Here is a 24,704-nt window from a genome sequence, read left to right on the forward strand (position 1 = left end):
ATAACAGCAAGAGGTGAAATCAATTGGCAGTCATTACAAGCTTTGATATAAAAAAACGCGAGAAACAAATAAAATATGAAAGAGCAGTTCTTAAGGAAATATCCGTTAAAGAATTAAAAGAAAAGGTAGCTCACTATTTTGGCTCCTCTAACCTTACTTCTAGTATCTTAATGAACAGTGGTATAGAAGAGGCATGTTATGATGTGGCAATAGAGGCCTTTCTTTTAGGAGCGAATTACAGTAAATTTAGTGAATATGGCGAAGAAATTCAAGCTATAAAAAATAGATGCAAGGAAGAAGATGTTCATTTAAAAGAAACACTTTATCATTTTCTTCTTTATTGGGGCAGTGAGGAAAGCAATAAAAATGAATCCCTTTACTATTTATGCGAACAATTTGTTGATGAATGGTGGCTGGAAGGTTATATGAAAGCGAATAAGAGAAGAAAGCTTCGCTTACATTGAAAGATGGCATGAGGATGCCATCTTTTTGTTATGACCTGAAAGAAGGACTTGCTGTTCTAAAACCTCGTATTCCTCCATATAGTATGAATAAGGACGGGCATAGGGGGGAATGAGGTTAACTGTGAGTAAAAAGTGGAAAATAAGTATATATATCCTAGGACTAGCACTCCTTTTCTTTATTTTGCAACTTGATTTCTCAAATGATGATTCATGGGATGCCTGGAATTTGCCATTAACCGGAAAAGTAATCATTATTGATCCTGGACACGGCGGGCCTGATGGTGGTGCAGGGGATAATGAGGTATTGGAAAAGGATATTGCCTTAAGCGTTTCCTTAAAGCTTCGAGATTATCTGCAAGAGCAAGGAGCGTTAGTCATCATGACAAGAGAAGTGGATAAGGATTTGGCTAGTGAAAGTACGAAAGGCTATCGCAATCGAAAAGTTGAGGATTTAAAAGAAAGAATAAGCATTATCAATAAATCGGATGCGGATTTATTCTTGAGTATTCATTTAAATGCTATCCCTTCATCGAAATGGAGTGGAGCACAAACCTTCTATTCCTCTAAGCAAGAAGGAAACGATAGAGCTGCCAAGTTTATTCAAGACGAATTAATTGATAACTTAGAGAATACTACCCGAAAGGCAAAAACGCTGGAGAGTGTATACATACTTAAATATGCCGAGAGACCAGGAGTGCTAGTGGAGGTAGGTTTCTTATCAAATCCACAAGAAAAGGCAAAGCTTATGAAAGAAGACTATCAGGAGAAAATAGCAGCGTCTATTTATAAAGGGGTTAATCGCTTTTTTACAAATGAAGAGGAACTTGAAATTCAAGAATAGAGACGAATCATGTCTCTATTCTTATTTTTGTCGATTCTATTCCCGGGAAATAAATGCTGGTAATAACGTTTGAATCTTCAGAATGTAAACGATAACTATTTTTATGCTATACTGTTAGTAAAAATAGGAAAGGGGATTGCGTCATGATAACAAAAGAAGAAATTGAGAAGATAGTGGAGAATATGATCGATCCTTTTTTACATAAATCATTGCTTGAACTGAGCGCAGTGAAAGATGTCAAATGGAATGAAGAAAAAGGGCATGCCAGTTTAAAGGTTGCTGTAGCAAAGCTTGGTTCCGCCTATCAAATCGAGTTGCAAAATCAAATTGTCAGCGCGCTTAAAGAAAGAGGAGTAGAAAGTGTTGGGTTACGTTTTACGGAATTATCTAGTGCGCTTGTAGAGGAAATAATAAAGGAAACAGAATCTGAAGAGAAGAAGCCAATTTATATTGCCATTGCTAGTGGGAAAGGTGGAGTAGGAAAATCAACGGTTTCCGTAAATTTAGCTGTCTCTTTAGCAAGGATGGGGAAAAAAGTTGGGTTACTGGATGCTGACATATATGGTTTTAGTGTTCCAGATATGATGGGGATCACGAATAGACCAGAAGTAATAAAGGAGCGTATTATTCCGGTTGAGCGTTTTGGGGTTAAAGTTATTTCGATGGGATTCTTTGTTGAAGATAATACGCCTATTATCTGGAGAGGGCCAATGCTTGGTAAAATGCTGACAAGCTTTATGGATGAAGTAGAATGGGGAGAGCTTGATTATCTCCTATTAGATTTACCACCAGGAACAGGTGATGTGGCCCTAGATGTCCACTCTATGCTGCCGACAAGTAAAGAAATTATCGTAACAACACCTCATCCAACTGCTGCGTTTGTTGCAGCACGTGCTGGAGCGATGGCATTAAGAACAGAACATGAGATATTAGGTGTCATAGAAAATATGTCTTATTTTGAAAGCCGTTTAACAGGGGAAAAGGAATATGTGTTTGGCAAGGGGGGAGGAAAGAAATTAGCAAAGGATTTGGAGGTACCCTTACTTGGAGAACTGCCATTGGGGCAGCCAGATTGGAATGAAGAGGATTTTGCTCCATCCGTCTATAAAGAAACGCATCCTATTGGTGAAAGATATAAGGGGATTGCTGAACAAATAGTAGAAGTGTTAGAGATGGCAGTAGATAGAGTAGAAAACTAACTGCTGATAGCAAAGAGGTACCTTCCTTTGAAGGTACCTCTTTTTATATTTTATTTTCTTCAGATAATAAAGAGGAAGAGGCTTCTTTCGCAGCTTTATCTAGTAATTCTTTAAATTTGGACTTGAATTCAGGTGTTTCCATTGTTTCTTGGAGGATTTGTTCTACATGCTCTCTATATTCTGTGCTTTTTAAAATGTTCTTCATTTCTGATTCTAGTGAAGGATCTTGCAGCAACTCGACCATCATTTTCCGATATCCTGGATCCTTCATTAGGTCTTTGATCAATTTTTCATTTTCGGATTTCATGCTTTTTGCCATTGTTTCAGCAAACTCAGGATCTTTGAATTTCTTTTGCCAAAATTCAGCCGCCTTGTCAGAAACAAGTGTTTTTTCTATTGTGTTTGTTACTGCTTTTTCATTCATAACCAAGTTTTGTTTTATTTCTTCATCGTTCATTACTTCACGAATAGCTTTTTTCCCTTCATCTGTTTTTAATATATCCACAATCATTTTTTTCGTTTGATCATAGTCCATTTGTTGAGAATTTTCACTTTCTGAGCATCCGCTTAATAAAGAAATGACTAACAGGAGGGTAATCCCTTTTTTTAGCATGATAATTACCTCTTTCATTAAAGATATCTATTAAGTAGAATGGATTCTTTTTGAATTTTTATTCCTGATGGTAAGGAAAAGATAATGAAATAAGAAAGAAAAAAACTGACCCTAAAAGAGTTTCTCGATCTTTATTCAATCGATTCCCTCTAACTTAAGGCACAGCTTTTTTGATTTAATGTACTTCTTTCGATTTGGAATCAGCGTTGGAGATCATTTCTGAAACAGTAACAAACTTTAAGTTCTTTTTTTGTAATTTACCAATAATCTCTGGTAGGGCTTTTGCAGTTTGTTTGGCAGAATCAGAAGCATGTAATAAAACAATGTCCCCTTTTTTAGCTGAAGCAGCTTTTTTAATGATTTGTTGTGCTCCGGGATTGGTCCAATCCTTAGAGTCGATGCTCCAGTGGACTAATGTATAATCATATTGGTCTGCAATAGTTAAGGTAGATTGGCTGAAATGACCAGTTGGGGCTCTAGCTAATAAAATATTTTCGACTTTTAATTTTTGAAATGCCGTTTTTGCTTTAGATATGTCTTGGCGAATTTTTTCTTCTTTTACTTCAGAATAGTCCACATAGTCATAACCTAGTATTCCAATTTCATGTCCTTCCTTTACCATTCTGCTGACTAATTCAGGATGCCTTTCTGCCCATGAACCAGCAAGAAAAAATGTTGCGTTCACTTTCTTTTCTTTCAAGATATCAAGAATTGGTTCTGCTTTTTTGTCACCCCATCCAATATTAAAGGTGAGTGCAACTCCTTTTTCCCCTTTATAAACAGCCTTTGGTCCATCCTTTGAAGAAAATACAGGGATTTGGACAATATTTTCCACATACAAAAACCAGGCTGTGAAGAAGGATACTACAACTATCAATGCCATTTGTTTTAAGGATTTACTGTTAAGAACATAGAAAATATTCATCTGTTTGTCACCTCGTCCACTTTACTGCTCGTCTCATATTTATGTTGAAAAGAAAAAAATAATGACAAAACTTTTATAAAAAAAGAAAAACTAGTACATAATACAGAGACCAAAATATGGATGCAGCAGGAGGATTAGTAATGATTGGATTATTATTAAATAAAAAGGAAATAAAAGAGATTGAATATCTAATAAAAAGGGAATTGGATGAAATTTTATTAGATTTAGGAGATAAAAGAATTGATCTTGCTGTGAAAAAGGCGATGGTTGAAAGGTATAAGAATTTATTTATTTTACTTAAAAGAGTGGCTTCCCCTAAAGAATGTCTGGCATATATCCTGCCAGAAAGTAAACTGTTGGATGAAAAATATAAAATGTGAAAAAAACTGTTGACGAATAATAGTTATCTTGGTATATTAATAAACGTCACTTCGACATGAGAGAAATCAATGAATAAGAAAATAAAAAAGTAGTTGACTCTTAGGTTTGGGTGTGTTAAATTAATAAAGTCGCTTGTTGAGCGGCCAATCAATTGCTCTTTGAAAACTGAACAAACAAACGTCAACAATAATCGTTTTATAACGAATGTTGTAAAACAAAAAAGTAACAAAAAGCTAGAGTTTAGCAATGAGCTAATCAACTCTTTATTGGAGAGTTTGATCCTGGCTCAGGACGAACGCTGGCGGCGTGCCTAATACATGCAAGTCGAGCGGACTTTAAAAGCTTGCTTTTAAAGTTAGCGGCGGACGGGTGAGTAACACGTGGGCAACCTGCCTGTAAGACTGGGATAACTTCGGGAAACCGGAGCTAATACCGGATAATCCTTTTCCTCTCATGAGGAAAAGCTGAAAGACGGTTTACGCTGTCACTTACAGATGGGCCCGCGGCGCATTAGCTAGTTGGTGAGGTAACGGCTCACCAAGGCGACGATGCGTAGCCGACCTGAGAGGGTGATCGGCCACACTGGGACTGAGACACGGCCCAGACTCCTACGGGAGGCAGCAGTAGGGAATCTTCCGCAATGGACGAAAGTCTGACGGAGCAACGCCGCGTGAGTGATGAAGGTTTTCGGATCGTAAAACTCTGTTGTTAGGGAAGAACAAGTACAAGAGTAACTGCTTGTACCTTGACGGTACCTAACCAGAAAGCCACGGCTAACTACGTGCCAGCAGCCGCGGTAATACGTAGGTGGCAAGCGTTGTCCGGAATTATTGGGCGTAAAGCGCGCGCAGGCGGTCCTTTAAGTCTGATGTGAAAGCCCACGGCTCAACCGTGGAGGGTCATTGGAAACTGGGGGACTTGAGTGCAGAAGAGAAGAGTGGAATTCCACGTGTAGCGGTGAAATGCGTAGAGATGTGGAGGAACACCAGTGGCGAAGGCGACTCTTTGGTCTGTAACTGACGCTGAGGCGCGAAAGCGTGGGGAGCAAACAGGATTAGATACCCTGGTAGTCCACGCCGTAAACGATGAGTGCTAAGTGTTAGAGGGTTTCCGCCCTTTAGTGCTGCAGCAAACGCATTAAGCACTCCGCCTGGGGAGTACGGCCGCAAGGCTGAAACTCAAAGGAATTGACGGGGGCCCGCACAAGCGGTGGAGCATGTGGTTTAATTCGAAGCAACGCGAAGAACCTTACCAGGTCTTGACATCCTCTGACACTCCTAGAGATAGGACGTTCCCCTTCGGGGGACAGAGTGACAGGTGGTGCATGGTTGTCGTCAGCTCGTGTCGTGAGATGTTGGGTTAAGTCCCGCAACGAGCGCAACCCTTGATCTTAGTTGCCAGCATTCAGTTGGGCACTCTAAGGTGACTGCCGGTGACAAACCGGAGGAAGGTGGGGATGACGTCAAATCATCATGCCCCTTATGACCTGGGCTACACACGTGCTACAATGGATGGTACAAAGGGCAGCAAAACCGCGAGGTCGAGCAAATCCCATAAAACCATTCTCAGTTCGGATTGTAGGCTGCAACTCGCCTACATGAAGCTGGAATCGCTAGTAATCGCGGATCAGCATGCCGCGGTGAATACGTTCCCGGGCCTTGTACACACCGCCCGTCACACCACGAGAGTTTGTAACACCCGAAGTCGGTGGGGTAACCTTTTGGAGCCAGCCGCCTAAGGTGGGATAGATGATTGGGGTGAAGTCGTAACAAGGTAGCCGTATCGGAAGGTGCGGCTGGATCACCTCCTTTCTAAGGAAAATGGAATTTACATTCCATCAAAGATTGTTGACGATTTGATTGTTCAGTTTTGAGGGAGCAATTCCTCAAAATGATAGGCTGAATAAGCCTGATTGTTCCTTGAAAACTAGATTATGAAAAGTAAGAACCAAGAAAGAAACCGAGTAATCGCCATCTTAGATTCTCTATTTAGAGAATTACTTCTTTGAAAAGTAGTCGTATTAAACGAATACTCCTTCAAAGATTGGAGAGCAAAGAGAAGCAAGTAGGTCAAGGAAGCGACCGAACGAGCACCGGAGCGTACGACAGTACGTGAGGAGCAGAGTGAAGAAGCTGACGAAGAGATACGCCGCTTATCTTTGGTCGAAATTAAGTTAAGTTAGAAAGGGCGCACGGTGGATGCCTTGGCACTAGGAGCCGATGAAGGACGGGATTAACACCGATATGCTTTGGGGAGCTGTAAGTAAGCTTTGATCCAGAGATTTCCGAATGGGGAAACCCTCTATCCGTAATGGGATAGAATCTTTACCTGAATACATAGGGTACTGAAGGCAGACCCGGGGAACTGAAACATCTAAGTACCCGGAGGAAGAGAAAGCAAACGCGATTCCCTGAGTAGCGGCGAGCGAAACGGGATTAGCCCAAACCAAGAGGCTTGCCTCTTGGGGTTGTAGGACACTCTATATGGAGTTACAAAGGAACGGGGTAGACGAATCGATCTGGAAAGGTCAGTCGTAGAAGGTAAAAACCCTGTAGTCGAAACTTCGTTCCCTCTTGAGTGTATCCTGAGTACGGCGGGACACGAGAAATCCCGTCGGAAGCAGGGAGGACCATCTCCCAAGGCTAAATACTCCCTAGTGACCGATAGTGAACCAGTACCGTGAGGGAAAGGTGAAAAGCACCCCGGAAGGGGAGTGAAATAGATCCTGAAACCGTGTGCCTACAAGTAGTTAGAGCCCATTTATGGGTGATAGCGTGCCTTTTGTAGAATGAACCGGCGAGTTACGATTACATGCGAGGTTAAGTTGAAGAGACGGAGCCGCAGCGAAAGCGAGTCTGAATAGGGCGAAATAGTATGTGGTTGTAGACCCGAAACCAGGTGATCTACCCATGTCCAGGGTGAAGTCCAGGTAACACTGGATGGAGGCCCGAACCCACGCACGTTGAAAAGTGCGGGGATGAGGTGTGGGTAGCGGAGAAATTCCAATCGAACTTGGAGATAGCTGGTTCTCTCCGAAATAGCTTTAGGGCTAGCCTCAAGATTTAGAGTATTGGAGGTAGAGCACTGTTTGGACTAGGGGCCCCCATCGGGTTACCGAATTCAGACAAACTCCGAATGCCAAATACTTATTCTTGGGAGTCAGACTACGAGTGATAAGATCCGTGGTCAAGAGGGAAACAGCCCAGACCACCAGCTAAGGTCCCAAAGTATACGTTAAGTGGAAAAGGATGTGGAGTTGCTTAGACAACCAGGATGTTGGCTTAGAAGCAGCCACCATTTAAAGAGTGCGTAATAGCTCACTGGTCGAGTGACTCTGCGCCGAAAATGTACCGGGGCTAAACGTATCACCGAAGCTGTGGATTGACATCTATGATGTCAGTGGTAGGAGAGCGTTCTAAGGGCGTTGAAGCTAGACCGTAAGGACTGGTGGAGCGCTTAGAAGTGAGAATGCCGGTATGAGTAGCGAAAGATGAGTGAGAATCTCATCCACCGAATGCCTAAGGTTTCCTGAGGAAGGCTCGTCCGCTCAGGGTTAGTCGGGACCTAAGCCGAGGCTGAAAAGCGTAGGCGATGGACAACAGGTTGATATTCCTGTACCACCTTTAAATCGTTTGAGCAATGGGGGGACGCAGGAGGATAGGGTAAGCGTGCTGTTGGATTAGCACGTCCAAGCAGTTAGGCTGGTAATGAGGCAAATCCCATTACCACATAAGCGGAGCTGTGACGGCGAGGGAAATATAGTACCGAAGTTCCTGATTCCACACTGCCAAGAAAAGCCTCTAGCGAGATTTAGGGTGCCCGTACCGCAAACCGACACAGGTAGGCGAGGAGAGAATCCTAAGGTGAGCGAGAGAACTCTCGTTAAGGAACTCGGCAAAATGACCCCGTAACTTCGGGAGAAGGGGTGCTCTTGCGGGTGCAAGCCTGCGAGAGCCGCAGTGAATAGGCCCAGGCGACTGTTTAGCAAAAACACAGGTCTCTGCGAAGCCGCAAGGCGAAGTATAGGGGCTGACACCTGCCCGGTGCTGGAAGGTTAAGAGGAGGGGTTAGCACGTTAGTGCGAAGCTCTGAATTGAAGCCCCAGTAAACGGCGGCCGTAACTATAACGGTCCTAAGGTAGCGAAATTCCTTGTCGGGTAAGTTCCGACCCGCACGAAAGGTGTAACGATCTGGGCACTGTCTCAACGAGAGACTCGGTGAAATTATAGTACCTGTGAAGATGCAGGTTACCCGCGACAGGACGGAAAGACCCCGTGGAGCTTTACTGCAGCCTGATATTGAATTTTGGTACAGCTTGTACAGGATAGGTAGGAGCCTTGGAAGCCGGAGCGCCAGCTTCGGTGGAGGCATTGGTGGGATACTACCCTGGCTGTATTGACATTCTAACCCGCACCCCTGATCGGGGTGGGAGACAGTGTCAGGTGGGCAGTTTGACTGGGGCGGTCGCCTCCTAAAAAGTAACGGAGGCGCCCAAAGGTTCCCTCAGAATGGTTGGAAATCATTCGTAGAGTGTAAAGGCACAAGGGAGCTTGACTGCGAGACCTACAAGTCGAGCAGGGACGAAAGTCGGGCTTAGTGATCCGGTGGTTCCGCATGGAAGGGCCATCGCTCAACGGATAAAAGCTACCCCGGGGATAACAGGCTTATCTCCCCCAAGAGTCCACATCGACGGGGAGGTTTGGCACCTCGATGTCGGCTCATCGCATCCTGGGGCTGTAGTCGGTCCCAAGGGTTGGGCTGTTCGCCCATTAAAGCGGTACGCGAGCTGGGTTCAGAACGTCGTGAGACAGTTCGGTCCCTATCCGTCGTGGGCGTAGGAAATTTGAGAGGAGCTGTCCTTAGTACGAGAGGACCGGGATGGACGCACCGCTGGTGTACCAGTTGTCTTGCCAAAGGCATCGCTGGGTAGCTATGTGCGGAAGGGATAAGTGCTGAAAGCATCTAAGCATGAAGCCCCCCTCAAGATGAGATTTCCCATAGCGCAAGCTAGTAAGATCCCTGAAAGATGATCAGGTTGATAGGTCAGAGGTGGAAGCGTGGCGACATGTGGAGCTGACTGATACTAATAGATCGAGGACTTAACTAAAATGAAAAGCGGAAACGCTGTTAATCGGCGATAAGCTGGACATAATGATTACTTGTTTCTTTCTTCTTACCATAATCTAGTTTTCAGGGAATAATTTTCTAAAATTATACTTGAAAAAATCTCAAAAACATGTATAATAAAATATGTCTTGAGAAAAGTCTGGTGGCGATAGCGAGAAGGTCACACCCGTTCCCATACCGAACACGGAAGTTAAGCTTCTCAGCGCCGATGGTAGTTGGGGGTTCTCCCCCTGTGAGAGTAGGACGTCGCCAGGCATACCATTATTCCGCAGTAGCTCAGTGGTAGAGCATTCGGCTGTTAACCGAACGGTCGTAGGTTCGAGTCCTACCTGCGGAGCCATTATTTTTATTATATGTTAGCCAAGGTGCTTCCATAGCTCAGCAGGTAGAGCACTTCCATGGTAAGGAAGAGGTCACCGGTTCGAGCCCGGTTGGAAGCTTACGAAAATAAATATGGCCCATTGGTCAAGCGGTTAAGACACCGCCCTTTCACGGCGGTAACACGGGTTCGAATCCCGTATGGGTCACCATTTGGAGGATTAGCTCAGCTGGGAGAGCATCTGCCTTACAAGCAGAGGGTCGGCGGTTCGATCCCGTCATCCTCCACCATTGATTCTTAAAAGTTTATAAATTTATTGCCGGTTTAGCTCAATTGGTAGAGCAACTGACTTGTAATCAGTAGGTTGGGGGTTCAAGTCCTCTAGCCGGCACCACTTTTTTAAATTGTCATTAGTTTGAATATCGGAGGGGTAGCGAAGTGGCTAAACGCGGCGGACTGTAAATCCGCTCCTTCGGGTTCGGCGGTTCGAATCCGTCCCCCTCCACCATTTATGATTGGACAATATTAATTATATGTCCTTTTTATATTTTTGGGCTATAGCCAAGCGGTAAGGCAACGGACTTTGACTCCGTCATTCGTTGGTTCGAATCCAGCTAGCCCAGCCAACGAGCCATTAGCTCAGTCGGTAGAGCATCTGACTTTTAATCAGAGGGTCGGAGGTTCGAATCCTCCATGGCTCATCTTTCTTTAAACCAAACACAATCGTGTTTGGTTTTTTTGTGCTTTTTAAGCATGGCATTCTTGTTGTTTCCTCTTGGGATTTATAGAATATTCGCATATATATACATAAAGATGTTGAGTTGAGTCATTGTTTCAGAAGAAGGTACAATAAAAGAAGAATATGACTGGAGAGATGGGGGAGGATTTTCATGAGAAAGCTGACTATTATTGGAATGCCGATGGATCTTGGACAAATGCGCAGAGGTGTAGATATGGGGCCTAGTGCAATCCGTTACGCAGGTATTTTTGAAAGATTATCAAAGCTATTTTCCTCTATAGAAGATTGGGGAGATATATCAGTAGGAAGACCAGAAACCATAATAGATGTCCAAAGCAATCTTAGAAATCTTCATTTAATAGCAGAAAAAAATCAAATGCTTGCAGAAATGGTTGATAAGATTATTCAATCAAAGTCATTTCCTCTTGTTTTAGGCGGAGATCATAGTATAGCAATTGGGACACTTGCTGGAGTATCTAAGCATTACACCAATTTAGGGGTCATTTGGTATGATGCACATGGAGATTTAAATACGGCAGAAACCTCTCCATCAGGGAATATTCATGGCATGCCACTGGCTGTAAGTTTAGGATATGGGCATGAGCTATTGACCAATATATTAGGAGCCTCTCCTAAAATAAAACCAGAGCATGTAGTGATAATAGGAGCTAGATCTTTAGATGAAGGTGAGCGCAGGCTTATAAAAGAATTAGGAATAAAAGTTTTTACCATGCATGAAATTGATCGACTAGGGATGACGAAGGTGATGGAGAGTACGATTGATTATTTAAAGGAAAAAACAGATGGGGTACACTTGTCTCTAGACTTAGATGGATTAGATCCAAATGATGCACCAGGAGTTGGAACACCAGTACCTGGGGGAATAAGTTATAGAGAGAGTCATTTAGCTATGGAAATGTTAGCGGAGTCTGGACTTATTACTTCCGCTGAATTTGTAGAAGTTAACCCGATATTAGATGAAAGAAACAAGACTGCCTCGTTAGCTGTAGCATTGATGGGTTCACTATTTGGAGAAAAATTACTATAAATTAAAATCTAAAAAGCAGGCGTGGATATGCACTGCTTTTTAGATGATAATTGGACTGAAAGCAAGATAAAAGCAATCTTATTATTTAACAGATAGTTCACTACATATTTTTTCATATTTATTTAATAACAAATCTAATTTTGTACTTAAGTCAACAACTTTTGGGTGCGAAAAAGAAGTGTTGTTTGCCAAATAGATCATCATTTCACGATGTTCTTCAATGTCTTTTAATAATTTTCTATCACTCATTTGCTTCACCCTCTATATGTTTTTATAATTCTTCATAATCTATATAGCCGTAGTAAATTCAAATGTTGCTTGTCTTGATTTTAGCATATTATTACTTTTTTTATAACCAATTCTAAAAATTTTAAACATTATGTGGCATTATTTGTTAAAATAAGAATGAGTATCCTAAAAAAGATAGATGTGCATAATAGGGAGATTTTTCACTACATATAAGTGAGAATATTATTTTTTTTATACATAAATAAAATTTTTTTAGAGAAAAAATGAAACCTTTCCTGCTGTCGATTCGTAAATCGATTAGCCGCACTAGAGCGGAGGTAAATAGATGGAAGCATTAGTAAAAAAAAGGATTCAACAAGTTTTAAAAGGGGATAAAAATGCATTTGGTGACATAATCGAACTATATAAAGATAAAGTGTTTCAAATTTGTTATCGGATGTTGGGGAATAGGCATGAAGCAGAGGATATAGCACAAGAGGCTTTTATTCGTGCATATGTGAATGTTCATCGCTATAATATGGAATATAAGTTTTCAACATGGCTATATCGTATTGCGACAAACCTATGCATTGACCGTATAAGAAAAAGGAAACCAGATTATTATCTTGATGCAGAGGTTCCAGGAACAGACGGCTTAAATATGTACTCGCAAATTTCCTCGGATGGAAAATTGCCTGAGGAAGATATAGAGAGTATGGAACTGCAAGCAATGATACAAAGGGAAATCTCCAAACTTCCTGAAAAGTATCGAGCAGTCATCGTTTTAAAATATATCGAAGAACTTTCTTTAAATGAGATAAGTGAAATTCTGGAGCTTCCTTTAGGAACAGTTAAAACGCGTATTCACAGGGGAAGAGAAGCGTTGAGAAAACAATTACGGTATGTCTGATAAAGAAGGTGAAAATAATATGACTTGTTCAACAGAGATTATTTCCTATATGCATCAATATCTTGATGAAGAAATAGAAGAAGAGAATTTAAAAGAATTAAAGAAGCATTTAGATCAGTGTGAAGAATGTGCAACTCATTTTCATGAACTGAAAAAAACTATCGCACTGGTCCAAAGTACTTCTCACATTCAAGCACCAATGAACTTTACAGAAAATATACTTGCTAAATTACCGGAAGAAAAGAAGCAAGTCAGAGTGAAACGATGGCTGCGTCATCATCCTATGCTTGCTGCTGCTTCCCTTTTCCTTATATTAATGATATCGAGTCTAATGTCGTCATGGAATGAGGATCATCAGTTTTCTGTTTCGAAACAGCCAAATATAATAGTAGAAAATAATACAGCTATTGTGCCAGAGGGAGAGACAGTAAAAGGTGATGTGATCGTTCGTAATGGAGATATTAAAATAGAGGGACAAGTTGAAGGAAATGTAACAGTAATCAATGGAAAGAAGTATATGGCTTCTGCTAACCAAGTAACTGGTGATATTAAAGAGGTAAACGAGATATTTGATTGGTTATGGTACCATATAAAGAAAACTGTAACGGATATTACAGGGGTATTTAGTGATGAGGATAATACCCAAAAAAATAGCCTTCCTGCAATTTAATTTTAAATTGCAGGTTTTTTTATTTAGTTTTACATGTATTTTTCTTTCGAGTAAAAATAGGGCTTAAATACAATGGAGACACATATACTACTGATATGGACAATCTAATTGTTTTCAAGATAGTTGGTTATGCTTTTCTTTGTATTAATTGGAATTGTGTTATAATATGATAATTGTAGGTTTTCTCCTGACATGTTTGAGTTAGGGAAAAATCTTCTAAAGCGTCACTTTTGAAATATATACTTTGGAGGAAGGAAAATGTCGTTTGCAGATTTCCCTTTTTTAAAATATTTAGCGAATACAGTAGACATTATCCTTGTTTGGTATGTCATTTATAAGATTATTACAATTATCCGTGGGACAAAAGCGGTACAATTGTTGAATGGAATATTTGTTATTTTAATTATTAAAATGTTAAGTGACTATTTCCAACTACAAACATTAGGCTGGATGATGCAGCAGGTAATACAGTGGGGTGCATTAGCCCTTATTATTATTTTCCAGGGAGAATTAAGAAGAGCTCTCGAACAATTGGGGCGAGGGAAGTTTTTTTCACGATCCGTTGTTCAAGAACATGAACTCCAAGCCCAGTTAGTGGAATCCATTGTAAAAGCAGTAGACTATATGGCTAAACGAAGAATTGGTGCGTTAATCACAATTGAAAGAGAAACAGGAATGAGTGATTACATAGAAACAGGTATAGCGCTTGATTCAAAGATATCTGCAGAGCTATTGATTAATATTTTTATTCCGAATACTCCACTGCATGATGGAGCCGTTATTATACAAAAAACAAATATTGCCGCAGCTGCATGTTACCTTCCTCTATCGGAAAGTCCCTTTATTTCAAAAGAGCTGGGAACTAGACATAGAGCGGCACTGGGCATTAGTGAAGTAACAGACAGCTTAACCGTCGTTGTTTCAGAGGAAACGGGTGCAATCTCCATAACGAAAAACGGTGATTTGCACAGAGAATTAAAACTAGATGCATTTAGAGAAATGTTATCTAGTGCCTTGATAACACCTTCTACCAAACAAACCACGTCTAGTAAGTGGAGCTGGAAGGGGAAGAAAAATGAGTAAATTGTTTAATAATGTAATAGGTAAAAATTGGTTTACAAAAGTTTTATCCTTAGCTTTTGCTCTTTTACTTTTTTCCTATGCATATGATCCCAATGAAAGTTCAACAGATGTAAATGTTCCAGGTGATTCTGAAACTGTTATTTTAGAGGATATTCCGGTAACAGCCTATTATGATACTGAAAATGTAGTTGTCACAGGGATACCGAAAACAGTTACCGTCACTTTAAGAGGTCCAACGGTTCATATACAGCAGGCTAAATTGAAAAAGGATTTTGAGGTATATGTTAATTTAGCAAATGCTAATTTAGGAAGTAAGACCGTTCCCCTTCAAATAAAGAACTTATCTGATAAAATTAGGGCAACGATTGATCCCGAAACGATAAAAGTCACGGTTAAAGAAAAGGTTACTCAAGAATTTAATGTAGAAGCAGAATTTAGCAGTAACGCTATTGCGAAGGGATACGCTGCTGGAACACCGAAAATTGAGCCAAAAACAGTTAAGGTTACAGGAGCAAAAGATGAGATTGAAAAAATTGCCTATGTAAAGGCAAATGTAAATCTTGATGGAAATACAAATGAGGCAGTAAGCCAACAGGCGAAGGTTTCTGTATTGGATGGTAGTTTAAATAAATTAAATGTGCAAGTGGAACCAGAAATAGTAGAAGTGAATATTCCTGTCAAAAGAACGAGTAAAACAGTACCTATAAATATAGTGGAACAAGGTAAGCCACAGGATGGTATAACGATTGACTCGATAACTTTGGATACAAAGGAAGCAACTATCACTGGTCCAGAAGATGTTTTAAAAGATGTGGAAAGCACAAGAGTTGAAGTTGACCTAAGTAAAATAGAAAAGGATGAAGAATTAACATTACCTGTCATTATATCCAATGGGGTAACATCTGTTGATCCAGAGCTTGTAAAGGTTACAGTAAAGGTAACAGCAGCACAGCAAGAACAAGAAAAAGAACAGAAAGAGGATGAGCAGGAGAATCAAGATTCAGAGGAAGCCGCGACGACAGAAAAAACAGAAACAAGAACGTTAAGCAATGTACCTATTACTATTATAGGCTTAAATAGCGATTTGGAGGCAACCATTACTAAACCAAAAAGTAGTAGTACAAGTCTTCGGATTTCTGGGGAGCAAAATAGGGTAAGGGAATTGAGTGTCTCTGATTTTAATCTCTATATAGATTTAACAGGAATGGATGATGGGGAGCACGAAGTCCCTATTAAAGTAAATGGGCCTGACAATATAGATTGGGAACTAGCTACGAATACGGCGAGTGTGTCTATTACAAATAAAGAGGCTTAACATAAAACGTGATCTATACTAGTTAGAAGGAGCGATATAGAAATGGGTAAATATTTCGGTACGGACGGAGTACGAGGTGTGGCAAATAGTGAACTAACACCAGAAATAGCGTTTAAGCTAGGAAGATATGGTGGTTTCGTCCTAACAAAAGACCACGACAGACCAAAGGTATTAATCGGACGAGATACTCGTATTTCCGGACATATGCTGGAAGGAGCGCTTGTAGCAGGATTGCTTTCCATTGGTGCAGAAGTAATGCGCTTAGGTGTTATCTCTACACCAGGTGTATCTTATTTAACAAAGGCATTAGGAGCACAGGCGGGAGTAATGATTTCTGCATCGCATAACCCGGTCGCAGATAATGGAATTAAATTTTTTGGTCCTGATGGTTTTAAACTATCGGATGAGCAAGAGTTAGAAATTGAAGCACTGATTGATCAAGCAGAAGATACGCTGCCTAGACCAACGGGTGCAGATCTTGGTCAGGTTGATGACTATTTTGAAGGTGGTCAGAAGTATCTGCAATTCTTAAAACAAACAGTGGATGAAGAATTTGCAGGTATTCACATTGCATTAGATTGTGCACATGGAGCAACTTCTTCCTTAGCAATGCATTTGTTTGCAGATTTGGATGCGGATATTTCTACAATGGGCGCATCACCGAATGGATTAAATATTAATGATGGCGTAGGTTCTACACACCCTGAGGCGCTTTCTAAATTTGTCCTAGAAAAAGAAGCAGATGTTGGGTTAGCCTTTGACGGTGATGGTGATCGTTTGATTGCTATTGATGAAAATGGGGATATCGTTGACGGCGATCAAATTATGTATATATGTGCAAAATACTTAAAAGAAACAGGAAGACTCAAAAACAATACAGTTGTGTCTACTGTCATGAGTAATTTAGGCTTCTATAAAGCGCTAGAACAACACGCAATTACGAGCATTCCAACTGCTGTTGGAGACCGTTATGTAGTCGAAGAAATGCGTAATAATGGCTATAACCTTGGTGGAGAACAGTCAGGACATATTATCTTCCTTGACTACAACACAACAGGTGACGGTCTTTTAACTGGGCTGCAATTAGTTAATATTATGAAAGTAACAAAGAAAAAGCTATCGGAGCTTGCAGGAGAAATGAAGAAATTTCCGCAAAAATTAGTGAATATTAGAGTGACAGATAAATTTCATGTAACAGATAATGAAAAAGTAAAAGAAGTAATTGCAAAAGTGGAACAAGATATGAACGGAAATGGAAGGATTTTAGTTCGTCCTTCTGGAACAGAGCCACTTGTACGTGTGATGGCGGAGGCTCCAACAGAGGAATTATGTGAAGCTTATGTGAATGTTATTTCCGAAGTTGTTAAAGAGGAAATGGGTTTACCAGAAGAATAAACTTAAACACATAAGGGACTTATACTAATATCTATGCAATTTGGAACACAATTAGCACGATAGAATACATTATTAGGGTGAAAGACATTTCCGAAGGAATGTTTTTTACCCTATTATTTTTTCCGCTTTTCGTGTCGGAATGTATCCTACCTCAGTTAATGAAATAAAAATTTACGATTTTGTCATAGGATTGTATTTGACGGAACGATTCTTGGTAGGGTATGATTAAATTGCTTTTTGAATAAAAGCAAACCTGTTGTTAAGGAGGATAGGAGTTATTTTAGGAATTTGAAGCGCCTGGACTAGTAATGGACGACACGAAACTAGTTGACGAGGAGGAGGTTTATCGATTTTTCGGCGGATGCCTCCCGGTTGTATTAGCCAATCGTAAGTCATACTTTAAAACATTAAGGTAACTTAATGCACAAAGAGTAGGGCATGCTAATCAGAAGCGTAATCTTTAAGTTGTATTATCTACAACCTTTTGTTTTTATCTGTCTTTATGCAGGACAAAAGATGCAGTATATTACGACTTATAACCCCAAAAAAACAGAGATAAGGGAGCAAGTTTGTTCCCTAAATAGTGACTTCTTGCTCCCTTAGAACGGAGGAAAAGAAGTATGTGCGGAATTGTTGGTTATATTGGAAATCAGGATGCGAAAGAGATTTTATTAAAAGGTTTAGAAAAACTAGAATATAGAGGCTATGACTCAGCTGGTATTGCATTAAGCAATGGAGAGGGAGTTCAAGTTTTTAAAGAAAAAGGACGAATTGCTGACCTACGCAGTATTGTGGACGAAGAGGTATTTGCACCTGCTGGAATTGGTCATACACGCTGGGCAACTCATGGCGTGCCAAGCAGATTAAATGCGCACCCACATAAAAGTGCATCAGAACGCTTTACAATTGTTCATAATGGCGTTATTGAAAACTATGACTTATTAAAGAAGGAATATCTTGCTGATATCACTTTGAAAAGTGATACAGACACGGAAGTCGTTGTTCAACTTATTGAACATTTTGTAGAAGCTGGAAGTGATGTAAAGGCAGCATTTGTTCAAACACTAAAGTTATTAAAAGGGTCTTATGCATTTGCCTTATTAGATGAGCAAAACAAAGACATGATATATGTAGCAAAAAATAAAAGCCCATTATTGATAGGTTTAGGGGAAGGCTTCAATGTTATCGCAAGTGATGCAATGGCTATGCTTCAAGTAACTGATCAATATGTGGAATTAGTAGATAAAGAAATTGTGATCGTGACAAAAGACGAGGTAACGATTGAAACATTAGAGGGAGAGGTTATTTCCCGGGAAGCATATACGGCAGAACTAGATGCTAGTGATATTGAAAAAGGGACATATCCTCATTATATGCTAAAAGAAATTGACGAACAGCCAGTAGCTATTCGCAAAATTATTCAGGAATATCAAGACAAAGATGGAAAGTTGACAATTGATCCAGCGATCATTGAAGCGGTGAAAGCTGCCGATCGACTGTACATTGTAGCTGCTGGTACATCTTATCATGCCGGTCTTCTTGGGAAGCAATTTATTGAGAAATTAGCAAAAATCCCTGTAGAGGTTCATGTGGCAAGTGAGTTCGGCTACAATATGCCGCTGCTTTCTGAAAAACCACTGTTCATTTTCATTACACAAAGTGGAGAAACTGCAGATAGCCGTGCTGTGCTTGTGCAAGTGAAGGAAATGGGTTATCCAACTCTAACTATCACAAATGTACCAGGCTCCACATTGTCTCGTGAAGCTGACCACACCTTATTATTGTATGCTGGTCCGGAAATTGCAGTAGCTTCTACTAAAGCTTATACTTCGCAAATGGCTGTATTGTCTATCCTTGCAGAAGTAACAGCAAGAAGCAAAGGCTACCAGATAGATTTTGATCTTATTCATGAATTAGGTATCATTGCCAATGCCATGGAAGGCGTTTTTGAAGATAAAGAAGAGCTAGAGGCTATTGCTCGAGAATATCTGGAAACATCAAGAAATGCTTTCTATATCGGGCGCGGCATTGATTACTATGTTGGCCTTGAAGGTTCTTTAAAGCTAAAAGAAATCTCTTACATCCAAGCAGAAGGATTCGCAGGTGGAGAATTAAAGCATGGAACAATTGCTTTAATTGAAGATGGAACACCTATTATCGCATTAGCAACACAAGAGAGTGTTAACTTAAGCATACGTGGTAACGTGAAAGAGGTAGTAGCTCGCGGAGCAAACCCATGCATCATTTCAATGAAAGGCTTAGAAATGGATGGCGACCGCTACATCGTACCAGCTGTGCACGACCTGTTAACACCCCTTATCTCTGTAGTACCATTACAATTAATTGCTTACTATGCAGCACTTCATAGAGGCTGTGACGTAGATAAACCACGTAACTTGGCTAAGAGTGTTACGGTGGAGTGATTTATTTTGTAATTCTTTATGTGAGTTGTCTTCAAATAAAAGTTCCCTTCCTTAGATAAAATTAAGGGTTCTTAGATAAAAATAACGTTCCAATTCCGAAGGTTCTCCGGTACTTTTCCCGGCAGACCTTCGGTTTTTTTTATGCGAAAAAGCGGGTGAAAACCAGATTGAAATCCAATGGGGATTCGGCAAATTTTCATTCTGTTTTTAGGTGCAAATTCAATCGCTTCGTTCTATTCCATATTCCTCCAATCCTTTGTCCAATAAGGGTTGGGACTGACTTTTTGTAGTGGAATATAATTAAAGGGGAGAATTGGAAGAGAATAATAATCAAATAGAAGGTGTATTACATGATGCTGGTATGTTTGTAGGATTAGCAGATGATCGTCCTATTGGATATGGCCGTTTGATATATTATCAGTAATTATTCAATCCAAAGAGGTGTTCAAAAAACAATGGAGCTATAAACTATTTGCCAATTAACAGATAGAAACCATGCAGTGTTAGGTTTTACCTATTTTAGTATTTATTAAAATAAGTAAAACAGATAAAATAAGATTAGATATTAAAGTATTCATAAAGTGAGGTATTTCTATGAATAATGAATTATTTGAGAAAGTTTTGAGTAAAGATGGATGTAACATCCACTATTGGGTTTCAAATAAAGGAAAGAGTTCATGGTTAATATTCTTACATGGTGCTGGTGCTGATCACGAGATGTTCAATGAGCAAGTACCAATTGTAAGTAATGAGTTCAATCTCTTGCTTTGGGATGCAAGAGGTCATGGTTTATCTAGGCCCATGGGTGATAAATTTAGTATAAAGTTATTGATGGATGATTTAGTAGAGATAATGAATAAAGAAGGTATAAAAAAGGCGACATTTGTTGGTCAATCAATGGGTGGCAATACAGCACAAGAGATGGCATTCTATTATCCATATAGAGTAGAGAAGCTAGTATTGATTGATTGTACTTGTAATACAATGAAGTTGACAGGTTTAGAGAGGTTTTTTTTGAACTTAACCCCACTTATTATTCGGATGTACCCATGGAGCTATTTGGTTAACGCAAGTGTGAAAGCAAGTGCGATAAAACCGCATGTACAAGTCTATTTGAAGCAGGTATTTGATCTGGTAGGAAAAAAGGATTTTATGAAAATATTTTTAGCAACTGCAGCATGTTTACATTATGAAGAAGAATATAAAATAAACAAACCTATCTTGCTTGTTTATGGAGAACATGACCAAACAGGAAATATTAAGAAAATTGCTTCTTCATGGGCATCTAGTGAATCAAATTGTAGGTTGTTTGAAATATCCAATGCAAGTCATTGTGCTAATCAGGATAATCCTTCACAATTTAATACTGTTTTTTGGGACTTTTTGAATGATCAATAGATAACTGTAAAAAGAGAGGGATATTCAGTCATGGACATTAATGAGTTGGAGTATGATGAAGAAAAACAGGTATTTGTAGAAAAGTTAGGTATTTATTATGAGGACTATGGGATTCCACGAATTGGTGGAAGAATTTTAGGATTATTATTAGTTTCTAATCAACCTATATCAGCTGAACAAATGTCCAATCTTTTAAAGGTAAGCAGAGGGAGTGTATCGACAAACGTGAGACTCCTAGTTTCTATGGGATTGTTAGAGAAAGTATCAGCTGTTGGAGATAGAACAGATTATTATTCCGTTAGTGAGTCCATATGGGATAATGCCATAAAAACGAGGATTGATGGTTTTAAAAACTTGAAGAATATTGTAGAACTAGGTTTAAAAGCATTAGAAGAACACTCTGATGCAAATAAGAAATTTTCTGAAATGCTCCTTTGGGTTGATAGTATGATCTCTAGTCATGAAAAAGTGTTGTTAGAATGGAGGAAAGAAATCAAAGATAGAAATTAGTAGTAGATATAATTGAGCAGGAACATCAGGTGGTCCAGTCTATAAAAAAGATTGATCATTTAAAACAAAGTTCGGTTATTTAAAATAAAGAATGATAATTTATAATAAAGTTTGTTTAAAATCCTGTTTTTACAGGATTTTTTTCTTTAACTCTAGGGTAGCGTTTATCGAAAAAAGATTAACGCTTTTTTATTGTAATCAAAAGGTGCAGTTTTAGATTTAAAATAAAGTTGCAACTTCGCAACATAAATACCCTATTTCCTGAATATCTTTATGACATAAAATCCATCACCTCCCATTCCTCCGATACTAAATTAAACATACAGCTCTTTTTACAAGAACTTCAATTCCTTGCCGGGCAATTTGGTTTGTCTTTTGATCACTTGTCAAAACATGCCCATATTGATTACATGTTTGTCTATGCCATAAAGAAAAAACAAAATAAAACGGAGGTGGCGATGTGATTTCAATCAGTTTATGCATGATTGTAAAAAATGAAGAAGAGTTGCGGTATCCATTAACGACGCACAAGACCGAATTTTTGGGTTGAAAATCCTAAAATACAACATCCAAAGGCAGTTGTGGAATTGGTATTTTGTGACTCTTCAGTAATTCTGCTACTTAGCAAAGATAATGCCTTATCCGAGAATTTTAGAAAACTTTTGAAGACTGGAAGGGTTTAAATTCCTACAATCGTTCGTAAACCTTATTGAGGGGGCATTAGTTCAATAAGAAATAATCAAACTTTTTTATAAAACCGAAAATTAAATATGCCAAAAAGGAATCCATTTTGATCAAACTTTATTTCAAAGCAACAGTGAGTGTGGCTTTGAAATAAAGTTGCGATGTTTTGAAGAAAGTCACGAACTTTATCCCTTTAGAAGGGGTGTTTTTATGTCTAAAAGAAAAAGAGCATCTGAAATTGAGAAGTGGATTAAAGAAGCTAATTAGAAAAAATGGTAGAACATTGGACTGCTCATAACTTTGATTTAGAGATATCAAGATATTAACTCCTGACACAGCATCAGAATATACATTTCTTTAGATACATGGGCATTTTTATAATGGTACTGCATTCTTAGTACTGATTATGAGTTAGATGATTTTAAATATATGTTAGGATAGCTAAACAGTAAAATCATTAATTTCTTTCACAAGAAAAGAAGTACCACACATTTAGAGTCAAATAAAAATAAATAAATATAGATTTCAAACGCCAATTATGAAGAAATATCCATTAGTTTGATTAGATAAAGAAGACTGCAGATATATAGAATAGTTAATAAAATTTAACATAAAAATACAGAAATTCAGCAAGCAGAAGATAGAATAAATGATTAGATTTCGGAAAAATTTGAAGAGGATGAGATAGAACTGTTGGAAACGGAATTAATGACATAAATATTTTATATTTAAACTTTTTTACAAGATAATGGATAAATTTAAAATAAGAAACTATTTTGCTCAAACTTTAATTAAAATGGTTCCTTTTATTCACTTACAGTACCGTATAAGAGAAAGAGTCATTAACCAGTTTTTAAATATTATTGCATATTATACCAAGTATAATTAGAATAGTTATGTAAACCACAAAATGGAACAATCAGATTTGAATTCGCAAAAAAATCATTTGCTAAGCCAAAATAACAAGCTAAAATCCCCATCATAAGTGATAAGGATTGTACATTTGTGAACTCATAATAAGTCCGAAAAAACCAGTGCCTATTCTAGACTGACACTGGTTTCTGTTTTTTTTATTTATCTTGGTAAGTTAAAGGTAGCAGATTTTCCTTTGAATTGGTCTTTGCCATCTGTACCGACAAATGGACCAAATCTCATATCAAACTTTTTATATATTTCAAATTCATCTTTTCTAAGTAGGAAAACATGCAGTTTTTCACCTTTTTGTCCCGCAGCAATCTCCCTTTGTTCACGAGGTTCCACCATACCCTGACTTAACACTTTCGCACGATTGTCATCAATATTAAGAGTAGTTTTTAGATTCGATATGTCAACAGGTTCTGATGTTTGATTATCAACATTCAATTTGACAGTCACAGCCACAATCCCATTATCACCAAAATTTCTAAAGCGTTCTTTATTGGCTTCTGTTGGAATCACTTCAGTATATTGTACACCTTCAAGGGTAATTTTCACTTTATCTATCTCTTTGCTATCATTAATTCCAGATTTTTCAAAAATCATTTTTTTGTCAGCCATATTATCAGTCGTTAAACGATCTTGATAAAATTGGGGTTGTTCAGCTGTTTGTTTTGCTTGTTCTTCGCTATAAATAAAATCATAAGCCGGCGACTGCTGCATGTTACTATTTTTAGCTTGGTCATTATCAGCTAAACCGCCTTCAATTATATATTTTGGTTTTACTGTTTTTAATTTTTCAAATTCAGCATCTGATAATCTGAAACTCATTAAGCCAGTTACCTTCTCGCCAGCTTCATATAAAGTAATCTTTTCTTTATTCTTTTTGATTCTATTAATCTGCTGATCTTCAGGTACAAGAGTTTTCCAGTCAGCCGGAATATAATCATACTCATTGCTTAGCTGGATCTTATGATTATTATTATAATACATTGGTTTATCGGTTCCATTTTCAATGGTAACTTTAGTCGTTATTACGTATCCATTATTCTGGCCATCAAAACGCAACTTAGAATCTTCGTTCATGTCTGTTACTTTAACAATTTGGTACTCGTTAACGGATACTTTGAAACCTTTAATATCATTTAAAAATCCAGGTTCTTTATTGGTATAAACCACTTCAACATTTCCTTCTGTTTCTTCTGCAATACTTGGATTCAATACCTCACCTGATTTAGTATCTGATTCTTCTGCTTTTTCATTCGTTTTCCCTTTATTACTTGTTTCCTCTGTTTTAGCCTTTGAATCATTCTCCTTTGGAGATTCAGAAGCTTTTTCTTCATTTCCGCAAGCCGCCAACAATAACATTGCTGCAGAAAGGATTGATACCGATAATACTTTCGTTTTTTTCACATTTACACCCCTTCTTTTTATGTAGACCATAATTATTATAAAGGAAAATAGATAAGAATTCCTTTAATATTACAAAAATGGTATATTTTATCTAGTTTTGAAGA

17 protein-coding genes, 8 tRNA genes and 3 rRNA genes are annotated in these 24,704 nt (G+C 38.8%); 24 read left to right on the forward strand and 4 right to left on the reverse strand.

All coding sequences use genetic code 11. From position 1 onward, the window contains the following. Positions 1 to 23: 23 nt before the first annotated feature. The 3 genes from NSQ92_RS23305 to NSQ92_RS23315 all read left to right on the forward strand — a co-directional run bounded on the left by NSQ92_RS23305 (position 24) and on the right by NSQ92_RS23315 (position 2,504). Positions 24 to 464: a DUF2521 family protein gene (locus NSQ92_RS23305; protein ID WP_047943744.1), complete on the forward strand. Its 441-nt coding sequence runs from the start codon at positions 24 to 26 to the stop codon at positions 462 to 464. A 121-nt stretch (positions 465 to 585) separates the two neighbouring features. Continuing rightward, complete coding sequence (gene cwlD, locus NSQ92_RS23310) at positions 586 to 1,305, forward strand: N-acetylmuramoyl-L-alanine amidase CwlD (protein WP_095259490.1); 720 nt, start codon at positions 586 to 588, stop codon at positions 1,303 to 1,305. Positions 1,306 to 1,448: 143 nt separating this feature from the next. Next, on the forward strand, positions 1,449 to 2,504 hold the full coding sequence (locus NSQ92_RS23315; protein ID WP_047943745.1) for a P-loop NTPase: 1,056 nt from the start codon (positions 1,449 to 1,451) through the stop codon (positions 2,502 to 2,504). Positions 2,505 to 2,547: 43 nt separating this feature from the next. Here NSQ92_RS23315 and gerD read toward each other — a convergent pair whose 3' ends face one another. After that, positions 2,548 to 3,117: a spore germination lipoprotein GerD gene (gerD, locus tag NSQ92_RS23320; RefSeq protein ID WP_047943746.1), complete on the reverse strand. Its 570-nt coding sequence runs from the start codon at positions 3,115 to 3,117 to the stop codon at positions 2,548 to 2,550. Positions 3,118 to 3,292: 175 nt separating this feature from the next. Next, a complete protein-coding gene (gene pdaB / locus NSQ92_RS23325; protein WP_047943747.1) occupies positions 3,293 to 4,042 on the reverse strand; it encodes a polysaccharide deacetylase family sporulation protein PdaB in 750 nt (249 codons plus the stop codon). 140 nt (positions 4,043 to 4,182) lie between these two features. On the opposite strand from pdaB, the gene NSQ92_RS23330 reads away from it, so the two are divergent. From NSQ92_RS23330 to rocF, 13 genes are all read left to right on the forward strand, one after another. After that, a complete protein-coding gene (locus tag NSQ92_RS23330) occupies positions 4,183 to 4,422 on the forward strand; it encodes a hypothetical protein (protein WP_047943748.1) in 240 nt (79 codons plus the stop codon). 264 nt (positions 4,423 to 4,686) lie between these two features. Next, positions 4,687 to 6,234 (forward strand): 16S ribosomal RNA (locus NSQ92_RS23335). Positions 6,235 to 6,594: 360 nt separating this feature from the next. Then, positions 6,595 to 9,530 (forward strand): 23S ribosomal RNA (locus NSQ92_RS23340). 158 nt (positions 9,531 to 9,688) lie between these two features. Next, a 5S ribosomal RNA gene (gene rrf / locus NSQ92_RS23345) occupies positions 9,689 to 9,805 on the forward strand. Together the 16S, 23S and 5S rRNA genes with 8 tRNA genes alongside form the textbook arrangement of a ribosomal RNA operon. Before the next feature lie 10 nt (positions 9,806 to 9,815). Beyond that, positions 9,816 to 9,890 (forward strand) — tRNA-Asn (locus NSQ92_RS23350). Positions 9,891 to 9,917: 27 nt separating this feature from the next. Then, positions 9,918 to 9,990, forward strand: a tRNA-Thr gene (locus NSQ92_RS23355). Between the two features lie 15 nt (positions 9,991 to 10,005). Further along, positions 10,006 to 10,080 (forward strand) — tRNA-Glu (locus NSQ92_RS23360). Positions 10,081 to 10,083: 3 nt separating this feature from the next. Beyond that, positions 10,084 to 10,159 (forward strand) — tRNA-Val (locus tag NSQ92_RS23365). A gap of 28 nt (positions 10,160 to 10,187) precedes the next feature. Then, positions 10,188 to 10,263 (forward strand) — tRNA-Thr (locus tag NSQ92_RS23370). Between the two features lie 30 nt (positions 10,264 to 10,293). Continuing rightward, positions 10,294 to 10,377 (forward strand) — tRNA-Tyr (locus tag NSQ92_RS23375). Positions 10,378 to 10,420: 43 nt separating this feature from the next. After that, positions 10,421 to 10,495, forward strand: a tRNA-Gln gene (locus NSQ92_RS23380). 2 nt (positions 10,496 to 10,497) lie between these two features. After that, positions 10,498 to 10,570 (forward strand) — tRNA-Lys (locus NSQ92_RS23385). Between the two features lie 189 nt (positions 10,571 to 10,759). After that, positions 10,760 to 11,656 (forward strand): arginase, encoded by an 897-nt coding sequence (rocF, locus tag NSQ92_RS23390; RefSeq protein WP_095257897.1) that lies wholly within the window; start codon positions 10,760 to 10,762, stop codon positions 11,654 to 11,656. 81 nt (positions 11,657 to 11,737) lie between these two features. Here the strand turns inward: rocF and NSQ92_RS23395 are convergent, their stop codons facing one another. Beyond that, positions 11,738 to 11,905, reverse strand: a complete 168-nt coding sequence (locus NSQ92_RS23395; RefSeq protein ID WP_082138414.1) for an aspartyl-phosphate phosphatase Spo0E family protein — start codon at positions 11,903 to 11,905, stop codon at positions 11,738 to 11,740. A 325-nt stretch (positions 11,906 to 12,230) separates the two neighbouring features. On the opposite strand from NSQ92_RS23395, the gene sigW reads away from it, so the two are divergent. From sigW to NSQ92_RS23435, 8 genes are all read left to right on the forward strand, one after another. Then, positions 12,231 to 12,794 (forward strand): RNA polymerase sigma factor SigW, encoded by a 564-nt coding sequence (sigW, locus tag NSQ92_RS23400; protein ID WP_341153249.1) that lies wholly within the window; start codon positions 12,231 to 12,233, stop codon positions 12,792 to 12,794. A 19-nt stretch (positions 12,795 to 12,813) separates the two neighbouring features. Beyond that, positions 12,814 to 13,464 carry an anti-sigma factor family protein gene (locus NSQ92_RS23405; RefSeq protein WP_047944013.1) on the forward strand — a complete coding sequence of 217 codons (651 nt, stop codon included), beginning with the start codon at positions 12,814 to 12,816 and terminating at the stop codon, positions 13,462 to 13,464. 258 nt (positions 13,465 to 13,722) lie between these two features. Then, the gene (gene cdaA / locus NSQ92_RS23410; RefSeq protein WP_047943946.1) at positions 13,723 to 14,547 is read left to right on the forward strand and encodes a diadenylate cyclase CdaA; all 825 of its coding nucleotides are present in this window, start codon (positions 13,723 to 13,725) and stop codon (positions 14,545 to 14,547) included. Continuing rightward, complete coding sequence (locus NSQ92_RS23415) at positions 14,540 to 15,862, forward strand: CdaR family protein (protein ID WP_047943947.1); 1,323 nt, start codon at positions 14,540 to 14,542, stop codon at positions 15,860 to 15,862. The genes cdaA and NSQ92_RS23415 overlap by 8 nt, the downstream gene beginning before the upstream one ends. 42 nt (positions 15,863 to 15,904) lie before the next feature. Beyond that, positions 15,905 to 17,257, forward strand: a complete 1,353-nt coding sequence (glmM, locus tag NSQ92_RS23420; protein ID WP_047943949.1) for a phosphoglucosamine mutase — start codon at positions 15,905 to 15,907, stop codon at positions 17,255 to 17,257. Between the two features lie 620 nt (positions 17,258 to 17,877). Next, positions 17,878 to 19,680, forward strand: a complete 1,803-nt coding sequence (gene glmS / locus NSQ92_RS23425) for a glutamine--fructose-6-phosphate transaminase (isomerizing) (RefSeq protein ID WP_341133314.1) — start codon at positions 17,878 to 17,880, stop codon at positions 19,678 to 19,680. Between the two features lie 594 nt (positions 19,681 to 20,274). Further along, positions 20,275 to 21,078 carry an alpha/beta fold hydrolase gene (locus tag NSQ92_RS23430; protein ID WP_095322864.1) on the forward strand — a complete coding sequence of 268 codons (804 nt, stop codon included), beginning with the start codon at positions 20,275 to 20,277 and terminating at the stop codon, positions 21,076 to 21,078. A gap of 30 nt (positions 21,079 to 21,108) precedes the next feature. After that, on the forward strand, positions 21,109 to 21,588 hold the full coding sequence (locus tag NSQ92_RS23435; RefSeq protein ID WP_341153250.1) for a GbsR/MarR family transcriptional regulator: 480 nt from the start codon (positions 21,109 to 21,111) through the stop codon (positions 21,586 to 21,588). Between the two features lie 1,758 nt (positions 21,589 to 23,346). Here NSQ92_RS23435 and NSQ92_RS23440 read toward each other — a convergent pair. Next, positions 23,347 to 24,600, reverse strand: coding sequence for a DUF5068 domain-containing protein (locus NSQ92_RS23440; RefSeq protein ID WP_341153251.1), 1,254 nt, complete (start codon positions 24,598 to 24,600; stop codon positions 23,347 to 23,349). Between the last annotated feature and the right edge of the window lie 104 nt (positions 24,601 to 24,704).

The organism is Niallia sp. FSL M8-0099 (assembly GCF_038006945.1).
Taxonomy (GTDB): domain Bacteria; phylum Bacillota; class Bacilli; order Bacillales; family Cytobacillaceae; genus Niallia; species Niallia circulans.